This is a genomic window from Streptomyces flavofungini (assembly GCF_014650815.1).
Lineage (GTDB): Bacteria > Actinomycetota > Actinomycetes > Streptomycetales > Streptomycetaceae > Streptomyces > Streptomyces flavofungini.
Genome location: NZ_BMVR01000016.1, coordinates 184,083 through 209,645, shown reverse-complemented (window position 1 = coordinate 209,645; position 25,563 = coordinate 184,083). Strand labels below are relative to the sequence as shown.

The following is a 25,563-nucleotide window of genomic DNA, read 5'->3' as shown; positions in this document are numbered from 1 at the left end:
CCACCACCGAACCCGGCGCCCGGTACGCACCACCACCGAACTCCGGCTCCGGCAAGGCCGACCGGTCCAGCTTCCCGTTCGGCGCCAACGGCAACCGATCCAGCATCACCAACACCGACGGCACCATGAACTCCGGCAACCGCCCCGCCACAAAACGCCGCAGTTCCCGTGCCGACACACCGGCGGTCAGGTCGACATCGAGCTGGCCGAGGCTCTCGACGGTGCCGATGCCGCCCTCGCCCATACCGACGGGCACGACATAGCCCACCAACTGCTTGACGCCACGGCCGGTGCGTGTGGCGACCACGGCCTGGGACACACCGGGATGCGCGGTCAGTGCCGCCTCCACCTCACCCGGCTCGATCCGGAAACCGCGTACCTTCAGCTGGGCGTCATCGCGCCCCGCGTACTCCAACTGACCGTCGGTGTTCCACCGGGCCAGGTCACCCGTGCGATACATCCGCGCGCCGGGCCCACCGAAGGGGTCCGCGACGAAACGCTCCGCCGTCAGACCCGCGCGACCGTGATAGCCCCGCGCCACATTGCCCGCGACGTACAACTCCCCCACCACACCCGGCGGCACCGGAAGCAGCCCAGGACCCAGCACATACGCCCGCATGTTCCCCAACGGCGAACCGATGGGCGCACTGCCCGACCCGTCCCACTCCGCACCGGACGCCAGTGAGAACGTCGTCGCGTAGAAACTCTCCGTCTGCCCATACGCGTTGACGACCCGCACGCCCGGGATGTCGTCGCGCACCCGCTGCACCAGCGAGGCGGGCAGCGCCTCGCCCGCGAACACCACCGCGTCCGCGCTGACCTTCGCGCTCATCTGGTCGAGGAGCTCGGCGAAGACGGACGGCACGGTGCTGATCACGCCTCCGCTCCAGCCGTTCCGCTCACCGATCACCAGGACGTCGCGGACCACCTCGACGGTGCCGCCCGCGCACAGCGTGGCGAAGATCTCGAAGACGGACACGTCGAAGTTCACCGAGGTGCCCGCGAGCACGCGCGTGCCCGGTTCGATGCCCACCCGCTCGGCGAGCCGCAGCACGTCGTTGACCACGTTGTAGTGCGTGATGGTCACACCCTTGGGCGTGCCGGTCGAACCGGAGGTGTACATCACGTACGCCGCGTTCTGCGGCCGCGGCGGCGCCTGCCCGGCGTCCGCCGGAAGGGGTTCGCTGTCGATGTCGGCGACGAACAGCTTCGGGACGTCGGTCCCGGACAGCACGTCGGCCGACTCCGCGGCCGTCAGGACGAGGGCGGGCCGGGCGGCCGCCAGGATGTGGTCCAGACGCGTACTCGGATACTTCGGGTCGATCGGCAGATACGCGGCCCCGGACTTCAGCACGCCGAGCAGCCCCACGACGAGGTCGGCCGAGCGCGGCAGCGCCACCGCGACCGTCGACTCGGGACGCGCTCCACGCCCCGCCAGGGCGCGGGCGACCTGCTCCGCCCGCGCGTTCAGCTCCGCGTACGTCAGCGTCACGCCGTCCGACTCCACCGCCACCGCGTCCGGGGTGGCGGCCGCCTGCCGCTCGAACAGCGCGGGGACCGTCACGTCGGGCGTCGGCGCCGCCGTGTCGTTGAACCGGTGGATCACCAGCTCCCGCTCCGCCGCGTCCAGCACGTCCACCGAGCCGACCCGTGTGCCCGGGTCAGCCACGAACGCCCGCACCACCCGCATGAAGCGGTCGGCGACGGCCTCCATGGTGCTCCGGTCGAAGAGGTCGGTGGCGTACTCGAGCGTGCACCGCATGGACCGCTCGTCGGGGTCGATGCCGAAGTTGAACTCCAGGTCGAACTTGGCGGTCGCGGTGGGAACCGCTTCGAGACGTGCCCGCACCTCGGGCAGGGCGACGTCGACGCGGGAGTCCCCCTGCCAGGTGAACATCACCTGGAACAGCGGGTGGTAGGCCGTGGAACGCTCCGGGTTCAGCGCCTCCACCAGGCGCTCGAAGGGGGCGTCCTGGTTCTCGTACGCGCTCAGCGCCTTGTTCCGCACCCGCTGGAGCACCTGCTCCAGTGTCGGGTTCGCGGCCAGATCGGTGCGCAGCACCCAGGTGTTGACGAAGAACCCGACCAGGTCCGCCAGTTCGGAGTCCGAGCGGCCCGCGATGGTGGAGCCCATCGTGATGTCCTCGCCGGCGCCCAGCTGGTGCAGCAGCACGGCGACGGCCGACTGCATCACCATCGACGCGGTCAGGCCGGGTATGCCCCGGTCGTCGGCCAGGTTCTGCACCGCCGCGAGGAGGGCCGGTTCGATCGTGAACTCCACGCTGTCGCCGCGGTGGCTCGCGGCGGACGGCCGCGGCCGGTCCGTCGGCAGCGGCAACTTCTCGGGGGCGCCCGCGAGTTCGTCCTGCCAGTAGCGCAACTGGGTGGCGAGGACGCTGCCCGGGTCGGACTCGTCGCCCAGGAGTTCGCGCTGCCACAGGGTGTAGTCGACGTACTGCACGGACAGTTCCGGCCACTGCGGGGCGTCGCCCGTCAGGCGGGCCGTGTACGCGGCGGCCAGGTCGCGGGCCAGCGGCCCCATCGACTGGCCGTCGCTGGCGATGTGGTGCATCACCAGGACGAGGACGTGCTCGTCGGCGGCCCGGCGCAGCAGCCGCGCCCGCACCGGGATCTCGGCGGCGAGGTCGAAGCGGTGGGACACCGCTTCGGCGACCGCACCGGCCAGGTCGGCCGGTGCCACCTCGGTCACGGGCACCGGCAGTCGGATCTGGTCCTCGGGCAGCACCCGCTGCCCCGGCACGCCCGCCTCGTCCTCGCCGAACACCGTGCGGAGACTCTCGTGCCTTACGACGATGTCGCGCACCGCCGAGGACAGCGCGGCCACGTCCAGGGAACCGCTCAGGTGGAGTACGAAGGGAAGGTTGTAGGCCGCCGACGGGCCTTCGAAACGGTCGATGAACCACAGGCGGCGCTGCGCGAAGGACAACGGGATCATTTAGTACTTGCTCCTATCCATCTTGCGCAGGCGAGGTCGGCTCGACGCGGTGGAGTCGTTCGCAGGGGCCGCGGAGGCGTCCTTCACCTTGCTCGACAGGTCGGTGACGCGGGGGGTGTCGAAAATCGCTCGCAGGGGCACATCGGCCCCGAGCTCGGAACGGATCCGGCTGAGGAGGCGGGCGGCCAGGAGTGAATGGCCGCCCAGGGCGAAGAAGTCGTCGTCCAGCCCCACCCGGTCCACGCCGAGGACCTCGGCGTACAGGCGGCAGAGGGTCTCTTCCTGCGGTGTCCGGGGGGCGCGGTACCGCCCGGCGGTGAACTCGGGTTCGGGCAGCGCGGCCCGGTCCAGCTTGCCGTTCGGCATCAACGGCATCACGTCCAGCGGTACGACGGCCGCGGGCACCATGAATTCGGGCAGCCGCTCGGCGGCGAAGCCGCGCAGGTCGCCGGGTCCGGTGCCGCCCGTCGCGGACGGCACGACATAGGCCACCAACTGATCGGCCCGGCCCGTGCCATGGCCGTCCCGGGCGATGACGACCGCCCGGTCGACCCCGGGATGCGCGGTCAGCACCGCCTCGATCTCGGCGGGCTCGACCCGGATGCCCCGGATCTTCACCTGTGCGTCGCCGCGCCCGGCGTACTCCAGCTCGCCCGCCGCGTTGAAGCGGGCCAGGTCCCCGGTGCGGTACATCCGTGCTCCCGGCGGCCCGTACGGGTCGGCGACGAAACGTTCCGCGGTCAGCGCGGTCCGGCCCCAGTAGCCGCGCCCCACCGACCCGCCGGCGACGTACAGCTCGCCCACCGCCCCCGGTGGCACCGGCAGCAGGCCGTCGCCCAGGACGTACACCCGGTTGCCCGGAAGCGGCGTGCCGATCGGCGCGTTCGCCGTGGCCCGCCACTCGTCCGTGCCGTCGACGGCGAGCGTGGTCGCGTAGAAGGTCTCGCTCTGGCCGTAGGCGTTGACCACGCGCACGCCGGGCAGGGCCTCCCGCACCCGGCGCACCAGCGAAGCGGGCAGCGCCTCGCCCGCGAACACCACCGTGTCCGCGCCGATCTTGCCGCCCAGCCGGTCGAGGAGTTCGGTGAACGCGGAGGGGACCGTGCTGATCACCCCGCCGGACCAGCCGTCGCGCTCGCCCAGGACCAGCACGTCCCGGACCACCTCGACGCTGCCGCCGGTGGACAGCGTGGTGAACAGCTCGAACACCGACACGTCGAAGTTGACCGAGGTGCCCGCCAGCATGCGGTACCCCGGTGGGACGCCGAGAGCGGCCGCGAGGCCCGGCAGACAACTGGTCACGTTGCGGTGGGTGATGGCCACGCCCTTCGGGGCCCCGGTGGACCCGGAGGTGTACATCACGTACGCCACGTGGTCCGGCCCCGGGGACCGCACCCGGTCCCCGTCACCGAGGCCGTGGCCCGTTCCGCCCCCGGCCGTGATCTCGTCGAGCCCGGCGCGGGGGGTGCCGTCGTCGGGGAGCACCGCCGTGCCGGTGGCGGGGTCCGTGAGCACCAGGGCCGGGCGCGCGTCGCGGAGGATGTGCGCGAGGCGCCGGCTCGGGTACTGCGGGTCGATCGGCAGATAGCCGGCGCCGGACTTCAGCACGCCCAGGAGCGCGACGACCAGGTCCGCCGAGCGCGGCAGCGCCACCGCCACGACGCTCTCCGGCCCGACCTCGCGCCCGGCCAGGCCGCGCGCGAGGCGGTTCGCCCGCTCGTCGAGTTCGCGGTACGTCAGCGACACCTCGCCGCACACCACCGCGACCGAGTCCGGTGTGGCGGCGGCCTGCCGCTCGAACAGCTGCGGGACGGTCAGCCCGGGTTCCGGTGCCGTCGTCTCGTCGAACCGGCCGAGCAGCCGGTCCCGTTCGGCGGGCTCCAGCACGTCGACGGCGCCCACGCGGTGGCCGGGGTCCGCCGCCACCTGACGCAGGATCCGGCCGAAGCGGGCACCGATGCGGTCGACCTCGTCCCGGTCGAACACGCTCCGCTGGTACTGCAGCGACAGGCGCAGCCGGTCGGAGTCGGCGAGGGCCATCACGGTCAGCGGAAAGTGCGTGGTGGCGAACGGGCGGATGCCGGTGACGGCGATGCCGGCGGCCCGGCTCGCCTCACCGATGCCGGACCGGTCCAGGGGGAAGGACTCGAACGCGACGTAGGTGTCGAACAGCGTGGCAAGGCCCGCGGTCCGCTGGATGTCGGTGAGGGGGTGGTGATGGTGGTCGAGGAGCGCGGCCTGCCGGTCCTGGAGCGCGGTCAGGAGCTCGGCGAGGGTGTCCCCCGGGGCGCACCGCACCCGTACCGGCACCGTGTTGAGGAAGAGGCCGACCATGGAGTCCGCGCCGGTCAGCGCGGGCGGGCGGCCGGAGACGGTGGCGCCGAACACCACGTCCTGGCGGCCGGTGAGCCGGGCGAGGAGGATCGCCCAGGTGCCCTGGACGACGGCGTTCACGGTGATGCCCAGCTCGGCCGCGCGCCGGGACAGGGCGCGCGCGATGTCGGCGGGCAGCTCCACCTCCACCTGGCCGATGCCCGTGAGGTCCGTCCCGGGTCCGTCGGCGGGCGCGAGCAGGGTGGGCTCGTCCAGGCCGTCGAGCTCCTTGGCCCAGGCGGTGGCCGATGCCTCGTGGTCCTGTCGCGCCAGCCAGCCGAGGAAGTCCCGGTAGTCCCGCACGCGCGGCAGCGCTGCCGCGTCGCCACGCGTGGCGTAGAGCCGCAGCAGGTCCTGCGTCAGGAGCGGCAGCGACCAGCCGTCGAACAGCACGTGGTGCGCGGTCAGGATCAGCTCCGAGCGGTCCGGGCCGAGTGTGACCAGGGACAGCCGCAGCATCGGCGGGGTCGCGGCGTCGAAGTGGGTGGCCAGGTCGTCGGCGAGGAACCGCTCGAAGGCGTCGTCCTGGCCGGGCCCGTCGAGTCCGGACAGGTCGTGGTGGTGCCACGGCAGCGCGACCCCGTCGACCACCAGTTGGAGCTGGTCGCCGTCGTCGTCGGACACGAACGCGGTCCGCAGGGCGGCGTGCCGGTCGAGCAGGGCCTGTCCGGCCGCGCGCATCCGGTCCGGGTCGACGGATCCGGACAGGTGCAGCGTGTACTGCACCTGGTACGCGTCGAACGTGGAGTCGTTCAACTGCGACTGGAACAGCAGTCCCGACTGGAGCGCGGTCGGCGGCCAGATGTCGGTGAGTCCCGGATAGCGGCGTTCCCAGGTCTCGATGGCGCTCTGGGTCACGGTCACCAGGGGGACGTCCGACGGCGTCAGACCACCCGCGTCGGCACGCTCGGCATGCCGGGCGAGGCCGGTGAGGGCGTCGCACCACAGGTCGGCGAGCTCGCGCACCTCGTCGGCGGAGAGCACGCCCGCCGGGGCGCCGAAGACGGCACCGAGCCGGGGGCCGTCCGCGGTGTCGGTGACGGTCGCGTTGATGTCCACTTCGCACAGCGCGGGCATCCGCGCGTCATGCCCGGCGTCCAGCTCGGCCAGCTCCGCGAAGTCGGCGAGTTCGGTGGTCTGGGTGAAGCCGAGTCCGCGCAGTTCGTCGGGCATGTCGGCGGCGGAGAAACGGCCGAGGTAGTTGAAGCCGATCTGACCGATCGGGTGGTCGCGGAGCACCTCGGCGGTCTCCGGGTTGAGATACCGCAGCAGGCCGTATCCCATGCCCTTGTCGGGGAGGGCGAGGAGCTGCTCCTTGACCGCCTTGAGCACGTCGCCCGCGGCCCGGCCGCCCGCGAAGGCGTCGTCGATGTCGGCGCCCGCGAGGTCCAGACGCACCGGGAACACGCTGGTGAACCAGCCCACCGTGCGGGACAGGTCCGCGCCCGGTGCCACCTCCTCCTCGCGGCCGTGCCCTTCGAGCCGGATCAGGGTCGACGGCTCGTCGACGCCGCGCAGGCGGCGCCACTGGGCGACGGCCAGGGCCAGGGCGGCCAGCAGACCGTCGTTGACCCCGCCGCGGACGGCCGCGGGCAGGTCCGTCAGGGCGGCTTCGGTGACCGGCACCGGCAGCAGGACCCGCACCTTCTCCACGGTGGCCATCACGTCCACCTCGGGGTCCAGGCGCCGGGTGCCGAGAACGGGGTCGGGACCCGCCACCACCGACCGCCACAGCGGTAGTTCCGCCACCCGTTCCGGGGCGGCGGCCGCGTCCACCAGGGCATGCGCCCAGCGCCGCACCGATGTCGTCACCGGCGCCGGATCCGGGTCGCGCCCGGCCCGCACCTGCTCCCACGCCGCGGCGAAGTCGGGCATCAGGATCCGCCACGACACTCCGTCGATCACCATGTGGTGGAACGCGACCAGGAGCCGGCCAGGACCGGCGGACGCCGTGGCGGCAGCGGTGGCCGCGGGGGAAGAGGCGGCCGCGGAGTCGGCGACGGTTCCGCCGCCCTCGGTGGCCCGCGGGTCGAACCACACGAACTGCGCCACCAGACCGGCCGCCGGGTCCATTCTCCCGGCAGCCGCGTCGAGTTCGCCCAGCAGCAGGGGGCGCCAGGACTCCGCGTCCCAGTGGCCGGAGCACTCGACGCGCCGGATCAGCGGGGCCACGTCCGCCGAACCCGGCGGGGAGACGTGCAGGCCCGTGCCCTCGCCCGGCCGCTCGGGCGCGCTGTCGTCGCCGGTCACGAGGCGGGCGCGCAGCAGATCGTGCCGGTCGAGCACCGCGCCGAGCGTCGCGGCGAGACCGGCCCGGTCGATGCCGTCCGGCAGTTCGAGTACGACGGCCTGGACGAGCCGGTCGAAGCCGGGACCGCGTTCAAGGATCCACCGGGCCACCGGCATCAGCGGCATCCATCCGGTGCCGCCGCCGGCCAGCTCGGTGAGGACGGGCTCCGTGCCGGACCCGCGGTGCGCGGCGGCCTCGGCCAGGGCGGCCACGGTCCGGTGCTCGAAGATCTCCCGCGAGCTGACCTGCGTGCCCTGTGCGCGCGCCCGCGACACGATCTGGATGGACTGGATGCTGTCCCCGCCCAGCGCGAAGAAGTCGTCGTCGATGCCGACCCGGTCGAGGCCGAGGACCTCGGCGAACAGCTCCGCGAGGATCTCCTCGGCGCGCGTGCGCGGCGCCCGGTAGTCGCCGCCGCCGAACTCCGGCTCCGGAAGCGCCGCCCGGTCCAGCTTCTCGTTCGGGGTCAGCGGCAGCCGGTCGAGGACCATGAAGACCGACGGCACCATGTACTCGGGCAGGCGGCCCGCGACGAACCCGCGCAGGTCCCCGACCCGGAAGCCGGAGTCGATGGCGATGCTGCCCCCGGCCGGACCCCAGCCGGCCGCGCCGGAGTCCACCGGGACGACGTACGCGACCAGTTGCTTGGCCCCGGCGCCGCCGGAGGGCTCGCGGGCGATCACCGCCGCGTGTGCCACGCCGGGGTGGGAGAGGAGCACCGTCTCGATCTCGCCGGGCTCGATCCGGAAGCCCCGCACCTTCACCTGGGTGTCGACGCGCCCCTGGTACACCAGTTCGCCGCCGGGGGTGCGCAGCACCACGTCGCCGGTCCGGTACATCCGCTCACCGGGGTCCCCGTACGGGCAGGCCACGAAGCGCTCCGCGGACAGCGCGGGCCGGTTCAGGTAGCCGCGCGCCACCCCGACACCGGCCAGGTACAGCTCACCGGCCGTCCCCGCCGGAACCGGCCGCAACCGGTCGTCCAGCACATAGGCACGCATGGTGTCCATGGAGCGGCCGATCGGGATGTCGTCACCGACCGGCTCGGCGGGGTCCACCGCGTGGCAGACGGCGAAGACCGTGGTCTCCGTGGGTCCGTAGCCGTTGACGAACTGCGTGTGCGGGCAGGCCTCGACGGCTCGTCGGACGGCACGCGAAGTGAGGCGCTCGCCGCCGATCCACACGGCCTTCAGCCCGGCCATGCAGCCCGGGTCCTCCTCGGCCAGGAGGTTGAACAGCGAGGTGGTCAGGAAGAGGGAGGTGACGCCGTAGTCGGTCACCAGGCCGGCCAGCACCTCCGGGGTCAGATCCCCGGACGGGTCCGCGACGACGGCGCCGCCGCTCAGCAGCGGCACCCACAGTTCGTAGATCGAGGCGTCGAACGCCAGCGGGGAGTGGAGCAGCACCCGCTCGTGGGCGCCGCCGCGCCAGCAGTGGTCGAGTGCGAGGCCCACCACGTCCCGGTGCGTGATGCCGATGCCCTTGGGCGTCCCGGTCGACCCGGACGTGTAGATGACGTACGCGAGGTGATCCGGGTGCACCGCCACGACGGGATCCGGAGTGCTTCCATCCGCTTGCTCGGCCGCCAAGGCCATGGCGTCCAGCTCGTCGAGCGCGACGCTCGGGCAGGCCACGGGAGGCAGACCGGCGGCGGCCGAGGCGGTGAGCAGCAGCACCGGCCGTACGTCGCGCAACATGAACTCCACGCGCTCGGCCGGATAGTCCGGGTCCAGGGGCAGATACGTCCCCCCGGCCCTGAGCACGGCTAGGAGCGCCGTCGCCAGTGCGGCCGAGCGGGGCATGACCACCCCCACCACCGCTCCGGGACCCACTCCGCGCCGGACCAGTTCCCGCGCCAGACGATCCGCCGCGTCGTCGAGTTCCCGATAGGTCAAAGACGTCTCACCGGCCACCACCGCGACCGCGTCCGGAGTGCGGGCGGCCTGCCGCGCGAACAATTCAGAAATCGTCACATCGGGTACGGGTACTGCCGTCTCATCAAGTTCATGCAATAGTCCGCGCTGCTGCCGCGAAAGCACACTACCGCCCCCAATTTTCGATGTATGGATAGCGCACACACTCTCCGACCGTTCCATCCGGAGCGCAGCGGGGTCAAGACATTCAGAATTTTGGCGAGGCACCGACGCGAATGACATCGACCGGCCGCACCGAAAATGTCCCGCCGACAGTACGGCGCGATTGATTTCACCGGAAAAACATCCCGCCTGGCGATTCAGGGGCAGTTCAAGCCACCGCAGCGTCATCGCCCGACGCACCATCAGGGACATTTCACGCACGCCGCCTGCAGCGATGAGCATGCTGCCTGCAACGATGAGCGTGCTACGTGAATCAAACCCAATAAATATGTGACTTGATCCCTACGGTGCACCGGCTCCATCTCTTGCGGTCGGCATCCTGTCCGTGATGCGCTCCAGCACTAGTCCGTATGAAAGGGGAATTCAGATGACCACCCAACTCGTCGACAGGTGGGGCATCCACCCGGGTCACCTGTGGCTGCGTGGGCAACGCCCGGAGCACCCCGTCCAGTTCGACGAGGAACAGAAGGTCTGGAACGTCTACGGATACGCGGAAGCACTGCGGATCCTCGGCGAACCGAAAACCTTCTCCTCCAACACCGCGCGCCTGTTCCCCGTGACCCTCGACGAGTCGCTCAGCGAGGGCGACATGTCACAGATGGACCCCCCGGACCACCGCAAGATCCGCAATCTGGTCAGCCAGGCGTTCACGCCGAAGCTCGTGGCCGGACTCGAACCCCGCATCGAAGAGATCACGCGGGAGCTGGTCGACGCCGTGTCCGACCAGGACAGCATGGAACTGGTCGCCGACGTGGCCTATCCGCTGCCGGTCATCGTGATCGCCGAGATGCTCGGCGTCCCGAGCAGTGACCGTCACATGTTCAAGGGCTGGGCCGACAAGATCATCGAGAGCCTCAGCGGCTTCGCCTTCCTCAACGACGGCGAGGAGGGTGAGAACAACATCAATGACGCCATGACCCACATTCGGCCGCTGCTGGAGTATCTGCGCGAGCACGCGAACGAGCGCAGAAAGCGGCCACGGCAGGACCTGTTGACCCATCTCACCGAGGCCGAGGTCGACGGTGAGCGCCTCACCGACAACGAAGTCGTGAATATCGCGAACATCCTGCTGATCACCGGGCACATCACCACCACGATGCTGCTCGGCAACACCATGCTGTGCCTGGACGGCCACCCGGAGGAGGCGGCCCGGGTACGCGCGGACCGGTCCCTGGTGCCGACCACCATCGAAGAAGCGCTCAGGCTCCTCAGCCCGTCGGCGGGAATTTCGCGCGCCACCTCCACGGACGTGGAACTGGCCGGGCAGCTCATCCCCAAGGACCAGTTGCTGCTGCTCTGGCTCGGCGCGGCGAACCGGGACGGGAACCAGTTCAAGAACCCGGATACGTTCGACCCGGCCCGCGACCCCAACCCGCACTTCGGGTTCGGCCGAGGCATCCACTTCTGCATCGGCGCGCCGCTGGCCCGCATGGAAGGCCGGATCGCGCTCAACCTTCTCTTCGACCGCTTTCCCAGCATGCGTACCGACCCCGACAATCCACCGACGTTCTTTCCGACTCCGGACATGATCGGCGTCCAAACGCTGCCGATGCTCATGCGATAGCGCACCCGTTGGTCCAGCCGTACCCCGTTGCGGTCGCCCGGTCCCGGACCGGTCGACCGCAACGCGCCGTTTGCGCGAAGACCGCTCGCCGCGCATGTCCGAAATTCAATGGAAAGGAACGATGCGCCATGAATCAAATGTCGCTGCTGGAGCTGGCCTTCGGCCACATCCCGGCACGCATCCTGCATGCCGCCGTCGAGCTGAGGCTCGCCGACGCGTTCACCGACGGCCCACAGGACCACCGGGATCTCGCCAAGCGCACCGATACGGACCCGGCCACCCTGTGCAGGCTGCTGCGCGCCCTGGCCGGCCTCGGCGTGGTGACCCAGGTCGACGCCGACCGGTTCGAGCTCACCGGGACGGGCCGTCAACTGCGCGCCGACGCACCCGACTCGATCCGCGACCACGTGCTGCTGCACGCCCTGCCCGAGGTCTGGCGGTCCTGGGGCGGGCTCGGCCACAGCGTGCGGACCGGGGCGCCCGCCCGCGACCCGGAGACCGGCCGGACGGCCGCCGAATTCACCCTGCGCGACCCCGAGTTGGCGGCGACCTATCACACGGCCCTGGCGGACGGCAGCCGCCTGCTCGCGCCGGAGATCATTCGGGCCGGTGACTTCGGCCGGTTCGGCACGGTCGCCGACATCGGCGGCGGGGACGGCACGCTGCTCGCCGGGATCCTGGCCGAGGTACCGGGTCCGCGCGGGGTGCTCTACGACCTGGCCACGGCCATGGAGACGGCACCGGCCATCCTCAGCGAGGCCGGAGTCGCGGACCGGTGCGAGATCGTCGCGGGGGATGTGTTCACCTCGGTGCCGTCGGGGGCCGACGCGTATCTGTTGAAGAACGTGGTCCATGTCTGGGACGACGAGAAGTCCGTCGCCGTGCTCCGCAACTGTCGGGCGGCCATGGGGCCCGACGCCCGGCTCCTCCTCGTCGAAACCGTCCTGCCGCCGCTGAGCACGCCCGACACCTCGGCGCAGGCGCAGGGCGACCTCAACATGCTGGTCTGGAGCGGCGGCCGGGAACGGACCGAGGACGACTTCCGTGCCCTCCTCGGCGCCGCCGGGCTCTCCCTGACCACCACGACCGAGGTGGTGCCCGGGTACCACCTGGTGGAGGCCGAGCCCGCGGCATGAGGCGGCCGCCCGAAGTGCTCGCCGACCGGGTCGGCGAGCACTTCGGCGCACACGGCACGCGCGGACGGCTCCCGAGGGAGCGCGGTGGCCCGCGGCGGCCGGACGTCAGGCCGTGGGCGTGCCCTCGACGACGTGGAACCCGGTCGGCTGCCCGTCGGCCAGCACCTCGGTGATGCTCGTGAACGTGAAGCCCGAGGCGTCGAAGAGTTCCCGGTACTCCTCCTCGCTGCGCTCGGCACCGCCGCAGCCGACCATGATGCCGAGATCGGCGAAGGCGATCACGTTGTCCTTGGTCATGATCGTCGGCAGGACGGTTTCGACGAGGAGGAGCCGGGCGTCGGGGCCCATGGCCGCCCGACAGTTGCGGAGCACGGCGACGGACTTCTCGTCGTCCCAGTCATGGATCACGTTCTTCAAGAGATACGCGTCGGCCCCCGAGGGCACCGACGAGAAGAAGTCTCCCCCGACGATCTCGCACCGGTCCGCGACTCCGGCCTCGCTGAGGATGGCCGGTGCCGTCTCCATGGCCGTGGCCAGGTCGTAGAGCACCCCGCGCGGACCCGGTACCTCGGCCAGGATCCCGGCGAGCAGCGTGCCGTCCCCGCCGCCGATGTCGGCGACCGTGCCGAACCGGCCGAAGTCACCGGCCCTGGTGATCCCGGGAGCGAGCGCGCGCGTGCTCTCCCCCATGAGCCGGTGGAACTTCGGCGCCAGCTCCTCGTTGTCCAGGAGCCATTCGAAGGGCGTCTTCCCGGTGTCCGGGTGCAGGGTGGGCTCTCCCCTGCGTACGACGCTCAGCAACTGCCCCCAGGCGCGGTGCAGCTCGGGCGTCTTGGTGAGCAGCACCGTGTCCCGCACCGAGTCGGGTGCGTCGGCGCGCAGCTGCCCGCCGAGCTCGGTGAGTGCGAACCGGTCGGCGTCGACCTGGGTGACCACGCCCTCTCCGACGAGCGCCCGCAGGAGCCTGCGCAGCGTACGCGGGTCCGCGCCCGTCTCCTTGGCGAGCTCCTGGTAACTGCGCGGACCGCCGTCGAACGCGTCGGCGAGGCGCAGTTCTGCGGCCACGTACAGAATTTCCGCGGTGATGTAGCCGAGGGCCATCTTCGCCAGCGAAGGCTGTATCTGCTGTTCCATCGTGCGAATTTCCTCTCTCATACGTCCTGCCGACCGGACACCGTCGGAAGCCGGACATGAGAGCTCGTCCCTGCCGCTTCCGGTCGGCAATTCTGTTGTTCTGGTGAGGTGTTCGTGAGCTGGTCGGCGGCGCGCTATGCGACGCGGAGCGGGAGAACCCTGGCGCCGGCCAGATCCATGGACGGGAAGAACACCGGCGGGCTGTCCGGGTCCGTGTGCATGCCGGAATAGCGGTCCAGGAGGATGTTCAACGCGACGCGGCCCTCAAGGCGTGCCAGGGGCGCGCCGACGCAGTAGTGATTGCCGCGGCTGAACGCGATGTGCGGGTTGGGGTCGCGGGTCGGATCGAAGACGTCCGCGTCGGTGAACTGCCGGTCGTCCCGGTTCGCCGCCGCGAGCCACACCACGAGCATCTGGTCGGCGGGCACCACCTGTCCGCCGATGGTCACCTCGGTGGTGGTGGCGCGGGAAGTCGCCGGGAAGGGGCTCAGGAAGCGCAGGGACTCCTCGATGGTGGACGGCACCAGCGTGCGGTCCGCGCGGACCCGGGCCGCGTGTTCCGGGTACGCGTCCAGGCACAGCACCGTGCTGCCCAGCAGCATCGTCGTGGTGATGTGCCCGGCGAACATCACGATGGTCCCGAAGTTCGCCACCTCGCCGTCGGTCAGCCGCCTGCCGTCGACCTCCGCCTGGACCAGCCGGGTCAGCAGGTCCTCCCGCGGCGCCTTCCGGCGCGCGGAGGCGTGTTCGTGCAGGTAGCCGTGGAGTTGCCGCATCTGGTCGTCGAGGGTCTGGAGGTTGCCGTCCCCCACCTCGCTGTTGTCGATGAGATCGAACGGGCTCTTGTTCTCGGTGATCTGATACGTCAGCTGCTTGAGCATGCCGCGGTCGCTGCGGGGCAGGCCGAGCAGTTCGGCGATCACGATCACCGGCAGCGGGAAGGCGAGGGCCTCCACGAAGTCGAACCGGTCGAGGCCGGCCACCTCGTCGAGGAGTTCCTCGGTGATCTCGCGGATCCTCGGTTCGAGGTCGGCCACGACCTTCGGGGTGAACGCGCTGCTGATCAGCGCGCGCAGCTTGGTGTGCTCCGGAGGGTCTAAGTGCGTCACATCGCCTTCGGAGAGCGCGGGGTCGATGTCCACGGGGAACAGGTGCGCGGTGTCGGACGTGTACGTCGTCGGGTCGCCGAGGATCTCGCTGGCCTCCGCGTAGCCGTAGACGTTCCACATCCCGTGCTGCTGGTCGTAGTCCAGCGGCTGTTGCGGGCGGACCCCGCGCAGCCAGAAATGCTCGGGCCGTATGTTCCATCGCTCGTCAAGGGCGGTCATCAATTGCCTCCACGGTGCCTGGTGATGAATGGCGGTACGAGATCTCATCCTTGCTTCAAGCCGCCTTGCGGCGCCAGCAAGTCGCTCACGAACCCAGGAATACCGTGCCCCGCTACGTCACCACGAAATCGCCCGGGGAAGGCAAACGGAAAATCGATCTTCCACGCCCGTTCAGGGCCGGAGAGGTGGGGGTTATACGCCGTAAATGAACCGCTATCTCCCCCTCTTGGCAGGGGCGGGAAAGGGTAGGGCTTATACGCCGTAAATGGACCGCTTGTTTCGGCCTTTTCGCGACCGTCCTGCGACCCGGAGCCCCGGTGGCCGACGAACAACCCCGGAGACGACGACGGCCCCCACCGGTCTCCCGACCGGTGGGGGCCGTCCAAGCACGGCTCAGGGCGTGCCGGAGGATCAGCTCCAGCTGGCGTGCAGGGGCTTGCCCTCGGCGTAGCCCGCGGCGCTCTGGATGCCGACCGTGGCCTTCTCGGCGAACTCCGCGAGGGACGCGGCACCCGCGTAGGTGCAGGAGGAGCGGACGCCCGCGATGACCGAATCGATCAGGTCCTCGACGCCGGGGCGGGCCGGGTCGAGGAACATGCGGGAGGTGGAGATGCCCTCCTCGAACAGCGCCTTGCGGGCGCGGTCGTAGGCCGACTCCTCGCTGGTGCGGTTGCGCACGGCGCGGGCGGACGCCATGCCGAACGACTCCTTGTACAGGCGGCCGTTGGCGTCCTGCTGGAGGTCGCCCGGGGACTCGTACGTGCCCGCGAACCAGGAGCCGATCATGACGTTCGACGCGCCGGCGGCCAGCGCCATGGCGACATCGCGCGGGTGCCGGACGCCGCCGTCGGCCCACACGTGCTTGCCGAACTTCTTGGCCTCGGCGGCGCATTCGAGCACCGCGGAGAACTGCGGGCGGCCCACGCCGGTCATCATCCGCGTGGTGCACATGGCGCCGGGGCCGACGCCGACCTTGATGATGTCGGCGCCCGCCTCGATCAGGTCCCGCACGCCCTCGGCGGCGACGATGTTGCCCGCGACGATCGGCACCTGCGGGTCGAGCGCGCGCACGGCCTTGACCGCGGCGATCATCGACTCCTGGTGGCCGTGCGCGGTGTCCACGACGAGCGTGTCCACGCCCGCGTCGAGGAGCTGCTTGGCCTTGCCCGCCACGTCGCCGTTGATGCCGACGGCGGCGGCGACGCGGAGCTTGCCGTTCGCGTCCACGGCCGGGGTGTACAGCGTCGCGCGCAGGGCGCCGGTGCGGGTCAGGATGCCCGCGAGGCGGCCGTCCTTGTCGACGGCCGGGGCGTACCGGCGGTTGGCGCCGTCCAGCTTGTTGAAGGCGTCGCGCGGGTCGATGTCCGCGTCGAGCAGCACGAGGTCCTTGGACATGACCTCGAAGAGCTGGGTGAAGCGGTCGACGCCGCTGAGGTCGGCGTCCGTGACGACGCCGACGGGCTTGCCGTCCTCGTCCACCACGACGCCCGCGTTGTGGGCGCGCTTGGGCAGCAGCGCGAGGGCGTCCGCGACGGTCTGCGTGGGGGCCAGGACGATGGGGGTGTCCAGGACGAGGTGGCGCGTCTTCACCCAGGAGATGACCTCGGTGACGACGTCGATCGGGATGTCCTGCGGAATGACGACGAGGCCGCCGCGGCGGGCCATGGTCTCGGCCATCCGGCGGCCCGCGATCGCGGTCATGTTGGCGACGACCAGCGGGATCGTGGTGCCCGTGCCGTCCGGCGACGAGAGGTCGACGCCCTGGCGGGAGCCTACGGCGGAGCGCCTCGGCACCATGAAGACGTCGTCGTACGTCAGGTCGTACGCGGGCTGGATGTCATTGAGGAAACGCACGTGCTGCTCATCCCAGTCGATCAGAGGTGGCCCCCGAACAGGACAGCTGGGGGAAAAGCACGTAGTTCATTGTCCCACGCCGCGGGCGTTGCGCCGCCTGGGACGATCACCCAGACGGCCCCCGAAGCCCCTGGGCGGATCCTCCAAGCCGGGCACGCTCCGCTGCGGTGGGCGCGCGGTGCGTGCGGGTTCCGTGGCCCAGCGGTGCGTGCGGGTTCCGTGGCCCAGCGGTGCGTGCGGGTTCCGCGGCCGAGCGGTGCGTGCGGGTTCCGCGGCCGAGCGGTGCGTGGGGGTCCCGTGGCCGAGCGGTGCGTGCGGGTTCCGCGGCCGAGCGGTGCATGGGGGTCCCGTGGCCGAGCGGTGCGCCCGGAACCGCGCGCCCGGCCTTCGAGCCCATGCCCCTCAGTCCGCCAGCGGGCCCACGACGAGCACGACCTCCAGGCCCCGCTCGCGACCGCTCCAGTACGTCACCGCGTCGGCGAACACCTCCTGCGCGACGGCCCAGTCCCCCGGCGCCGCCTCGGCGTACTCCCGCCACCCGGAGACGACGAGCAGCCGCCCCGGGGCGTCGGGCGCCCACGACAGGTCGGTGAGGCAGTCGGCGAGCGCGTCCCAGTTGCGCCCGAACCAGTCCGGCAGCGACAGCGCCTCGGCGCACCGGTCCATGAACGCGGCCTTGTCGAGCACGCCGTCCAGATCGAGTGCGAGCGTGGCCCAGCCGCTGCCGCGCACGGCGTCGAGCACGGACGCGGGCATGGGTGCGAGCGGCCCGCCCGCGCCCGGCCCGTCCGTGCCGCCAGCGCCGTCAGCGCCACCCACGCCATCCGCGCCGTCTGCGTGGGCCCGCTCCGCACCATCCGCCGCCGTCACGCCTTCGCCTCCCTCAGCACGCCCGGAAAGCCCGGCACAGCCGGAAAGCCCGGTACACCAGAAAAGCCAGAAAAGCCCGGAAAGCCCACCGGACTGACCACGTCCACCACTCCCGCCGACTTCGTCACCATGCCGCCTCGCCTTCCCGCCCCACGTGCCCCCACTCCCCGTAGCGCCGCCATCTCCCTCATCGCAGCACCGCCTTGAACGACGCGTAGTGGTCGTCCGTGTAGTACGTCTCGTGCTCGCGGCCGGTGACGACGCGGCGGGCGCCGCGGTTGCGGGCGCCGGGCGTGGGGACGGTGTACTCGCGGTAGTAGCCGCGTGCGTGCCGGGGCAGTTCGCCCTCGAAGTTGCCGAAGACGCTGCCGTCCTTCTCGTACGGGAAGGGCCCGCCGTCGTCGATGAGGCGCAGCGTCCGCCGTGCCTCGGCGGGGAGTCGGGCGACCTCGACGGTCTCCATGCCGCGCGCCCACGCGGGGGTCGCGGCCGCGTGGTCCGGACTGCCGCGCCGGTCGGCGGCACGCTGCCGGTCGGGGGTGTCCGCCCCGTCCGTACCGCAGCCCGCCACCAGCACCGCGAGGCAGAACAGGAGCGCGCTCAGCAGCGCGCTCAGCGGACGGCCGGAGGCCCGGAAGATCATGAGGCCGATGCTGCCAGCTTCCGCGCACCGGCGCGCGCCGACGTCCACGCGCCGGTCACCATCCCCGCCGACGCCTCCCGGCCCCGGCGGTCACTCCCCCACGATCAGCCCCCGACTGCCCCCGAAACTCCCGACCCCCGGCCCCCGGCCGCTCCTGCCCCGCACGCCCCACGCGCCGCGCAGGCAGAACCCGCTACTCCCCGTCCGGATCCGCCCGGTCCAACGCCGGTCGCGGCGCCGACCCGGCGATCAGGAGCTGGTCCGCGGCCGCCGTGTCCGTGACGAGGCTCGTGACGAGCCCCGACCGCAGCACCGCGTCGATCGCGGCGGCCTTGCGCTGGCCCCCGGCGATCGCGACGACCTCGGGGATGCGGCGCAGCCGGTCCGCCTCGACGGTGATGCAGCGCTCGCCCAGATCGCGCCCGACCCTGCGGCCCTCGGCGTCGAAGAGGTGCGCCGACATCTCGGCGGCGACGCCGAGCGAGGCGTAGTGCGCGCGCTCCTCGTCGGTGAGCATGTCGTGGACCGTGGAGATGCCGGGCTCCCAGGAGCCGATGGACACGGCCGCGACGGTGACCTTGTCGAAGTACTCGAAGGCCCGCGCGATCCCCGTCTGGTGGCGCAGCGCGGCGGCGGTCGCCGCGTCCGGAAGCAGCATCGGGGCGTAGATCGGGTGGGCGTCGCCCCCGGAGACCTGCGCGGCCCGCCGGACCGCCTCCACCGAGCCGCGCTCGGCGGTCCCGGCGTCGTACACGCCCGTCAGCTGCACGACCGTGCAGGGCGGCAGCGCGTCGAGCGCGGCTGCCATGTTGATGGTCGAGCGTCCCCAGGCGAGGCCGAGCACATCGCCCTCGTTGACCAGCTCGCCCAGGAGTCCGGCCGCGACCTCGCCGAGGTTCTCCGGGTCCGGGGAGTCGTCGATGTCCTCGGTCGCGGCCGGGGACTCGACGACGACGGCGTGCCGCAGGCCGTAGCGGGCGCGGAGCGCGTCGGAGCGCTCGGCGTCCAGCTCCGCGGGCACGCGGATCTCGATCCGTACGAGATCTCGTTCGAGAGCCGTCTCCAGGACCCGCGCCACCTTGAAGCGGCTGACGCCGAACTCCTCGGCGATCTGGATCTTGGATTTGCCCTCGAGATAGAAACGGCGGGCCATGGCCGCCGCCTGCACCAGCTCCGCGGGTCCCATCCGCATGGCTGACCGACCCGCCGACATGGCCGACACGGCGCTCTCCTCACTGCTGTTCACCACATACGTACACCTGGATTCGCTGTTCATCCTTGCAGATCCGGCGTACTTGATCAGCCCTGATGGGCCGCGTTCACGTTCCCGTGGCCAAGCCGTCGGCCGAGCGGGGGCGCCGTCGCGGCCGCCGTGCGCCTCAGTGGGCGCACGCCCACCCGGCGGTCCCGGTGGCCTCCTCGGCCTGGGTGCGCAGTGCACGTACCGCCGCGGCCGGGTCCTCGGCGCCGTACACCGCCGAGCCCGCGACGAAGACGTCCGCGCCGGCCTCGGCGCAGCGCTCGATGGTGGCGGTGGAGACGCCGCCGTCGACCTGCAGCCACAGTTCGAGTCCGTGCTTGCTGATGAGCTCACGGGTGCGGCGGATCTTGGGCAGCATGATGTCGAGGAAGGCCTGGCCGCCGAAGCCGGGCTCGACGGTCATGATCAGGAGCATGTCCAGCTCGGGCAGCAGGTCCTCGTACGGCTCGATGGGCGTCGCGGGCTTCAGCGCCATGGACGCGCGGGCGCCCTTGGCGCGGATCTCGCGCGCGAGCCGCACGGGCGCCGCGGCCGCCTCGGCGTGGAAGGTGACGGATCCGGCGCCCGCTTCGACGTACTGCGGGGCCCAGCGATCGGGGTCCGTCATCATCAGATGGCAGTCCAGGGGCGTGTCCGTCGCCCGCGCCAAAGACTCTACGATCGGCACCCCGAGCGTGAGGTTCGGTACGAAGTGGTTGTCCATGACGTCGACATGGAGCCAATCTGCGCCCTGAACGGCGCGCGCCTCGTCGGCGAGGCGGGCGAAGTCGGCGGAGAGGATGCTGGGGTTGATCTGCACGGCCATGCCCCAAGACTGCCATGCCGGGCGGCGGTTGCCCTCGCCGGTCCCGCCAAGGTCACCGAGGGGCGCGCACCGGGTGTGAAAGCAACCTCCCCCGGCCCGCGCACCGCGTGCCATGCTGTCCGTCCACCGGCAGCGCGTGGGACGGCAGGGGGACAACCATGCCCAAGTCTCGGTCTGGGACCCGGTCCGACAACGAGCGCCAGGAACGCCAGGGAGTCGCCTGGCTGATCTGCGGGCCACGCGCCAAGTGGCTGGTCCTGGTGTTCTGGCTGATCGTCCTGGTCCTCGCCGCGCCGCTGGCCTCGAAACTCGCCGACAAGCAGGACAACACGGCGTCGTCCTGGGTGCCGCGGTCCGCGGAGTCCACCCGGGTCCTGGACACCTCCGAGGGGTTCCGGCCCGAGACCATGCCGATGGTGATCCTGTTCGCCCGCGAGGACGGTCCGCTGACGGCGCGGGACCGGGCGCGGATCGCGGACGGTGTGAGCGAGGTCAAGCAGTTGCGCTCGCACTGGATCCGCGGCGACGAGACCCGCGGCCCGACCTTCGACAAACCCGGCGCCAGGGCCCGGGCGGCGCAGGTGTACGTGCCGCTGACGATGGACAACGACCTCTGGAACGACCTGCCGGAAGCCGTCGACGACGTCAAGAGCAAGGTGGGCGACGGCGAGGACGGCCTGGAGGTGTACGTCACCGGGCCCGCCGGGGTCTCCGCCGACCTGTCCGAGGCCTTCGGGGAGATCGACTCGACGCTGCTGCTCACGGCGGGCGCGGTCGTCGTGGTGGCCCTGCTGATCACCTATCGCAGCCCGATCCTGCTGTTCGCCCCGCTGCTCTCGGTGTTCGTGTCGCTGTACGCGGCGCAGGCGCTGATCTATCTGCTCGCCGAGCACGCGGACCTGACCGTCAACGGCCAGAGCGCGGGCATCCTCACCGTCCTCGTCTTCGGCGCGGGCACGGACTACGCGCTGCTGCTCGTCGCCCGGTACAGAGAGGAGCTGCGCCGCCACGAGGACCGGCACGAGGCGATGGCCCTCGCCCTGCACCGGGCGGGACCCGCCGTGCTCGCGTCCGGTGCGACCGTCGTCCTGAGCATGCTGGTGCTGCTGGCCGCCGAGATGAACTCCACCCGCGGGCTCGGCCCCGTCGCGGCGATCGGCGTCGCGGTCGCGGTGCTCGCGATGCTGTCGCTGTTCCCGGCGGTGCTCGTGGTCTGCGGCCGCTGGCTGTTCTGGCCGCTGGTCCCGCACTACGGCAGCGACGACCCGGCCGAGCAGGGCCTGTGGGCGCGCATGGGCCGCCGGATCGCCGTCCGGCCCCGGAAGACCTGGATCGTCACTTCGCTGGCCCTCGCGGCACTCGCCCTCGGCCTGCTCCAGCTCCGCGCGGCCGGGGTCAGCAACGAGGACTCCTTCATCGACAAGCCGGACTCGGTCACGGGCCAGGAGGTCAAGGCCGACTACTTCCCCGCGGGCACCGGCGACCCGATGGTCGTCATCGCGGACAAGGCGCGCGCCGACGAGGTCAGCCGCGCCGTCCAGGACACCCGCGGTGTGCAGCAGGGCAGCGTCTCGGTGCCCCCGGGCACCAAGGCCGAGTACGACGGCAAGGTCCTCGTCGAGGCGATCCTCACCGATCCGGCCGACGGCAAGGCGGCCAAGGACACCGTGGAGCGGGTCCGGGACGCGGTGCACGCCGTGCCGGACGCGGACGCGCACGTCGGCGGCGGCACGGCGACGCTGCTCGACATGGACAAGGCGACCATCCGCGACGACAAGCTGGTCATCCCGCTCGTCCTGCTGGTGGTGCTGCTGATCCTCGCCGCCCTGCTGCGTGCCGTCATCGCCCCGCTGCTGCTGATCGCGACGGTGATCCTGTCGTTCTCGGCGGCCCTCGGCATCAGCGCGCTGGTGTTCCGCCACGTCTTCGACTTCCCGGGCGAGTCCACGGACTTCCCGCTGTTCGTCTTCGTCTTCCTGGTGGCGCTGGGCATCGACTACAACATCTTCCTGTCGACCCGCATCCGCGAGGAGGCGGCCCGCCAGGGCACCCGCCCCGGTGTGCTGACCGGCCTCTCCGCGACCGGGGCGGTCATCACCTCGGCGGGTCTTGTCCTCGCGGGCACCTTCGCCGCCCTCGCCACGATCCCGATGGTGGCGTTCGTCGAGATCGGCTTCGCGGTCGCGCTCGGCGTCCTCCTGGACACCTTCATCGTCCGCTCGGTCCTGGTCACGTCCCTGTTCCTGGACGTGGGCCCGAAGGTCTGGTGGCCGCACTCACTGGCGCGCGACGAGGCCCACCAGCGGCCATGACCGGCCTCACCGGAGGGCGTTGAGCCGGGCGGCCTGCCGCGTCAGGTAGTCCCGCTCGGCGAGGTTGGGCGCCCGGTGGGCCGCCTCGGCGTACCACCGGGCCGCCGCCGTCAGGTCGCCGTCCCGCTCGTGGAGGTACGCGGCCACCGCGGCGTGGCGGGGAGTCGCGTCCGGCACCGTCGCGAGCGCCGCGAGCCCGGCGCGCGGTCCGTCGGCCTCACCGACGGCCACCGCCCGGTTGAGGCGGACCACCGGGCTGTCGGTCAGCCGCATCAGCTCGTCGTACCACTCGACGATCTGCACCCAGTCGGTCTCCTCGGCGGCGGGCGCGTCGGCGTGCAGGGCGGCGACGGCGGCCTGGGCCTGGAACTCGCCGAGGCGGTCGCGGGCGAGGGCCGCCTGCAGCATCCCGATGCCCTCGGCGATCGACGCCGTGTCCCACCGGGAGCGGTCCTGCTCGGCGAGCGGCACCAGGCTCCCGTCGGGCGCGGTCCGGGAGGCGCGCCGGGCGTGGTGGAGCAGCATCAGGGCGAGCAGACCCGCCACCTCGGGGTGGTCGATGGCGGCGGCGAGCTGCCGGGTGAGCCGGATGGCCTCGGCGGCGAGGTCGACGTCGCCGGAGTAGCCCTCGTTGAAGACCAGGTAGAGGACGCGCAGCACGGTGGCGACGTCGCCGGGCCGGTCGAGGCGCACGCCGGAGACGGTGCGCTTGGCGCGGCTGATGCGCTGCGCCATGGTCGCCTCGGGCACCAGGTAGGCCTGGGCGATCTGACGGGTGGTGAGCCCGCCGACGGCGCGCAGGGTGAGCGCGACGGCGGACGAGGGCGTCAGGGACGGGTGGGCGCACAGGAAGTAGAGCTGGAGCGTGTCGTCCGCCGCGGCGGCGGGCCCGGGCGGGGGCTCCTCGTCGACGCGGTCCTCGCGTCGGCGGCGGGCGGTGTCCGACCGGGTCGCGTCCAGGAACTTGCGCCAGGCCGCGGTGACCAGCCAGCCCTTCGGGTCCCGCGGCTCGTCGGTCGGCCAGATCCGGACCGCCTCGACCAGCGCGTCCTGCACGGCGTCCTCGGCCGCCGCGAAGTCGGCTCCGCGGCGGACGAGGATGCCGAGGACGCTCGGCGTGAGGCTCCGGATCAGGGCCTCGTTCATCGGTGACGGCACGGGTGAGGTCACTCCGTGATGGTGGGGTGCGAGCCCAGGAACGGGCGCAGCTCCAGCCACTCGTGGATCGGCTTGCCGCCCGCGCCGGGGGCGGCCGAAAGCTCTCCGGCCAGCTCAAGGGCCCGCTCGTGGCTGTCGACGTCGATCACCATCCAGCCGGCGATGAGGTCCTTGGTCTCGGCGAACGGGCCGTCGGTGACGGGCGGGCGGCCCTCGCCGTCGTACCGGACGAACGTCCCCTCGGGGGCGAGTGCCTGGCTGTCGACGAACTCGCCGGTCTTCTCCAGGCGGTCGGCGAAGTCCTGCATGTACTGGATGTGTGCCGAGATCTCCGCCTGCGTCCACTGGTCCATGGGGACGTCGTTGACCGCCGCAGGAGCGCCGCGGTAGTGCTTCAGAAGCAGGTACTTGGCCATGGTGTTCTCCTCGGTGCTGATGCGACCCATTGTGGTCACGTTCACCCCGGGGACGGAGCCGGTTGCGGCTTCTCGACAGCACCCGCGAAACTTTTTTGACTCACCGGGCCGAGCCGGTTGCCTCCTGGGCGGCCAGTTCGGCGTTCGCCCTGGTGGTGACGTGTGCGAGCGCTCTGGCGGCGATCTCGCGGTCGGCCTCGGAAAGGTCGCCGTACAGCCGCTCGGCCGTCTCGGCCACGGCGTCCGTGAAGCCGCGCTGGGTGCTGTGGCCCGTGTCCGTGAGGGACGGCCGGTCGCCGTCGACGAGCCCGGCCCCGGCGAGTTCGTCGAGCAGGGTGTGCGCCGCCGCCTCGCCGATCTTGAGCTTCGCGGTCAGGTAGCCGACGGCACCGGCGCGGTCGAGCCCGTCGGACACGGCCTTGAGCGCCACGGACTGGTGGAAGGTCAGACCCGAACCGGCGAGGAGCCGATCCCGGACGGCGGCGATCGCGTGGTACGTGATGCCGATCATCTGGCCGTTGAGGAGGGGGGCGGAAGGGGCCTCGGCAGCAGTGGTGGGAGCGGAAGGGGAGACGGCGGTCATGGCGTGAATCTCCTTGAGGCAAGGGCGTGCCGGGCAAGGCGCGGTGAAGTCCCGGCCACCAAACGGAGAGTTCTCCGGTTGATGTGACACCACCCTAAGCGGAGCCCTCTCCGGTTATCAAGGGTTAACCGGAGAAGCCTCCGCTACGTCCGCTACGCTGCTGCGCATGACCGCCCCCGCAGGGCGCGCGCCCACCGAGCGCGCCGACGCCGCCCGCAACCGCCTCCGCGTCCTCGAAGCCGCCCGGCGCCTGCTCGCGGCGGACGGCTTCACCGAACTGTCCCTGGACGCGGTGGCCAAGGAGGCCGGGGTCGGGGTGGGCACGGTCTACCGGCGCTTCCACAACCGGCCGGGGCTCGTCTACGCGCTCATCGAGGACAACGAGACCCGCTTCCAGGAGGCGTTCACGCGGCACTGCGCGGACGGGGCCCCCTCGGCGCACGACCGGCTGCGCGCCTTTCTGCACGGCATGGCCGAACTCGTCGACGACAACCGGGAGTTGCTGCTCCTGGCCGAGGCGAGCGCACCGGCGGGGCGCTATCGCAGCGCGCCGTTCCGCCGCCACCACGAGCAGATCGCCGGCATGGTCACGGAGCTCGCCCCCGGCGCGGACGCCGCTTACCTGGCGGATCTGCTCCTCATGGCGTACACACCGGGATTGTTCGACTTCCAGCGCACGGAGCGGGGTTGGGACGTGGACCGCATCAAGGGCGGCCTGGATGTACTGATCGACGGCATCGGGGCCGCCGAGGAGGCCGACCGGCGACTGTCACACCAGTAGACC

General features: G+C 71.6%; 17 protein-coding genes. 4 read left to right on the top strand and 13 right to left on the bottom strand.

Annotated features, from left to right (window positions below; genetic code table 11):
- Together IE274_RS33125 and IE274_RS33120 are read right to left on the bottom strand one after the other, a co-directional pair.
- A partial coding sequence (locus tag IE274_RS33125) for a non-ribosomal peptide synthetase (protein ID WP_190119625.1) occupies nt 1–2,956 on the bottom strand: 2,956 nt, incomplete at its 3' end.
- The gene (locus IE274_RS33120; protein WP_190119624.1) at nt 2,957–9,592 is read right to left on the bottom strand and encodes a non-ribosomal peptide synthetase; all 6,636 of its coding nucleotides are present in this window, start codon (nt 9,590–9,592) and stop codon (nt 2,957–2,959) included. It lies immediately after the preceding gene.
- A gap of 490 nt (nt 9,593–10,082) precedes the next feature.
- On the opposite strand from IE274_RS33120, the gene IE274_RS33115 reads away from it, so the two are divergent.
- The gene (locus tag IE274_RS33115) at nt 10,083–11,279 is read left to right on the top strand and encodes a cytochrome P450 (RefSeq protein ID WP_190119623.1); all 1,197 of its coding nucleotides are present in this window, start codon (nt 10,083–10,085) and stop codon (nt 11,277–11,279) included.
- Nucleotides 11,280–11,407: 128 nt separating this feature from the next.
- A complete protein-coding gene (locus IE274_RS33110; RefSeq protein ID WP_190119622.1) occupies nt 11,408–12,415 on the top strand; it encodes a methyltransferase in 1,008 nt (335 codons plus the stop codon).
- 105 nt (nt 12,416–12,520) lie between these two features.
- On the opposite strand, the gene IE274_RS33105 is transcribed toward IE274_RS33110, so the two are convergent.
- From IE274_RS33105 to rpe, 8 genes are all read right to left on the bottom strand, one after another.
- Complete coding sequence (locus IE274_RS33105; RefSeq protein WP_190119621.1) at nt 12,521–13,549, bottom strand: methyltransferase; 1,029 nt, start codon at nt 13,547–13,549, stop codon at nt 12,521–12,523.
- A 134-nt stretch (nt 13,550–13,683) separates the two neighbouring features.
- On the bottom strand, nt 13,684–14,877 hold the full coding sequence (locus IE274_RS33100) for a cytochrome P450 (protein ID WP_190119620.1): 1,194 nt from the start codon (nt 14,875–14,877) through the stop codon (nt 13,684–13,686).
- A gap of 411 nt (nt 14,878–15,288) precedes the next feature.
- Nucleotides 15,289–16,731: a GuaB1 family IMP dehydrogenase-related protein gene (locus tag IE274_RS33095; RefSeq protein ID WP_190119619.1), complete on the bottom strand. Its 1,443-nt coding sequence runs from the start codon at nt 16,729–16,731 to the stop codon at nt 15,289–15,291.
- A gap of 402 nt (nt 16,732–17,133) precedes the next feature.
- A complete protein-coding gene (locus IE274_RS33090) occupies nt 17,134–17,487 on the bottom strand; it encodes a barstar family protein (protein ID WP_190119618.1) in 354 nt (117 codons plus the stop codon).
- A gap of 110 nt (nt 17,488–17,597) precedes the next feature.
- A complete protein-coding gene (locus IE274_RS40130) occupies nt 17,598–17,732 on the bottom strand; it encodes a hypothetical protein (RefSeq protein ID WP_268255597.1) in 135 nt (44 codons plus the stop codon).
- A 56-nt stretch (nt 17,733–17,788) separates the two neighbouring features.
- Nucleotides 17,789–18,244 (bottom strand): guanyl-specific ribonuclease, encoded by a 456-nt coding sequence (locus IE274_RS33085; RefSeq protein ID WP_190119617.1) that lies wholly within the window; start codon nt 18,242–18,244, stop codon nt 17,789–17,791.
- Between the two features lie 193 nt (nt 18,245–18,437).
- A complete protein-coding gene (locus IE274_RS33080) occupies nt 18,438–19,490 on the bottom strand; it encodes a sugar-binding transcriptional regulator (protein ID WP_190119642.1) in 1,053 nt (350 codons plus the stop codon).
- A 133-nt stretch (nt 19,491–19,623) separates the two neighbouring features.
- Complete coding sequence (gene rpe / locus IE274_RS33075) at nt 19,624–20,310, bottom strand: ribulose-phosphate 3-epimerase (RefSeq protein WP_190119616.1); 687 nt, start codon at nt 20,308–20,310, stop codon at nt 19,624–19,626.
- 158 nt (nt 20,311–20,468) lie between these two features.
- On the opposite strand from rpe, the gene IE274_RS33070 reads away from it, so the two are divergent.
- Nucleotides 20,469–22,622, top strand: a complete 2,154-nt coding sequence (locus IE274_RS33070; protein ID WP_190119615.1) for an MMPL family transporter — start codon at nt 20,469–20,471, stop codon at nt 22,620–22,622.
- Nucleotides 22,623–22,628: 6 nt separating this feature from the next.
- Here the strand turns inward: IE274_RS33070 and IE274_RS33065 are convergent, their stop codons facing one another.
- The 3 genes from IE274_RS33065 to IE274_RS33055 all read right to left on the bottom strand — a co-directional run bounded on the left by IE274_RS33065 (nt 22,629) and on the right by IE274_RS33055 (nt 24,779).
- Nucleotides 22,629–23,768, bottom strand: a complete 1,140-nt coding sequence (locus tag IE274_RS33065; protein WP_190119641.1) for an RNA polymerase sigma factor — start codon at nt 23,766–23,768, stop codon at nt 22,629–22,631.
- 20 nt (nt 23,769–23,788) lie between these two features.
- A complete protein-coding gene (locus IE274_RS33060; protein ID WP_190119640.1) occupies nt 23,789–24,196 on the bottom strand; it encodes a YciI family protein in 408 nt (135 codons plus the stop codon).
- 100 nt (nt 24,197–24,296) lie between these two features.
- A complete protein-coding gene (locus tag IE274_RS33055) occupies nt 24,297–24,779 on the bottom strand; it encodes a winged helix DNA-binding protein (protein WP_190119614.1) in 483 nt (160 codons plus the stop codon).
- A 166-nt stretch (nt 24,780–24,945) separates the two neighbouring features.
- On the opposite strand from IE274_RS33055, the gene IE274_RS33050 reads away from it, so the two are divergent.
- Nucleotides 24,946–25,560, top strand: a complete 615-nt coding sequence (locus tag IE274_RS33050) for a TetR/AcrR family transcriptional regulator (protein ID WP_190119613.1) — start codon at nt 24,946–24,948, stop codon at nt 25,558–25,560.
- The last annotated feature ends 3 nt before the right edge of the window (nt 25,561–25,563 follow it).

Bases quoted from the DNA above. Each gene is read 5' to 3' on its own strand.
- IE274_RS33115 (WP_190119623.1), top strand. From the start codon at position 10,083: ATGACCACCCAACTCGTCGACAGGTGGGGCATCCACCCGGGTCACCTG.
- IE274_RS33110 (WP_190119622.1), top strand. From the start codon at position 11,408: ATGAATCAAATGTCGCTGCTGGAGCTGGCCTTCGGCCACATCCCGGCA.
- IE274_RS33105 (WP_190119621.1), bottom strand. From the start codon at position 13,549: ATGGAACAGCAGATACAGCCTTCGCTGGCGAAGATGGCCCTCGGCTAC.
- IE274_RS33100 (WP_190119620.1), bottom strand. From the start codon at position 14,877: ATGACCGCCCTTGACGAGCGATGGAACATACGGCCCGAGCATTTCTGG.
- IE274_RS33090 (WP_190119618.1), bottom strand. From the start codon at position 17,487: ATGCCCGCGTCCGTGCTCGACGCCGTGCGCGGCAGCGGCTGGGCCACG.
- IE274_RS40130 (WP_268255597.1), bottom strand. From the start codon at position 17,732: ATGGTGACGAAGTCGGCGGGAGTGGTGGACGTGGTCAGTCCGGTGGGC.
- IE274_RS33085 (WP_190119617.1), bottom strand. From the start codon at position 18,244: ATGATCTTCCGGGCCTCCGGCCGTCCGCTGAGCGCGCTGCTGAGCGCG.
- rpe (WP_190119616.1), bottom strand. From the start codon at position 20,310: ATGGCCGTGCAGATCAACCCCAGCATCCTCTCCGCCGACTTCGCCCGC.
- IE274_RS33070 (WP_190119615.1), top strand. From the start codon at position 20,469: ATGCCCAAGTCTCGGTCTGGGACCCGGTCCGACAACGAGCGCCAGGAA.
- IE274_RS33065 (WP_190119641.1), bottom strand. From the start codon at position 23,768: ATGAACGAGGCCCTGATCCGGAGCCTCACGCCGAGCGTCCTCGGCATC.
- IE274_RS33060 (WP_190119640.1), bottom strand. From the start codon at position 24,196: ATGGCCAAGTACCTGCTTCTGAAGCACTACCGCGGCGCTCCTGCGGCG.
- IE274_RS33055 (WP_190119614.1), bottom strand. From the start codon at position 24,779: ATGACCGCCGTCTCCCCTTCCGCTCCCACCACTGCTGCCGAGGCCCCT.
- IE274_RS33050 (WP_190119613.1), top strand. From the start codon at position 24,946: ATGACCGCCCCCGCAGGGCGCGCGCCCACCGAGCGCGCCGACGCCGCC.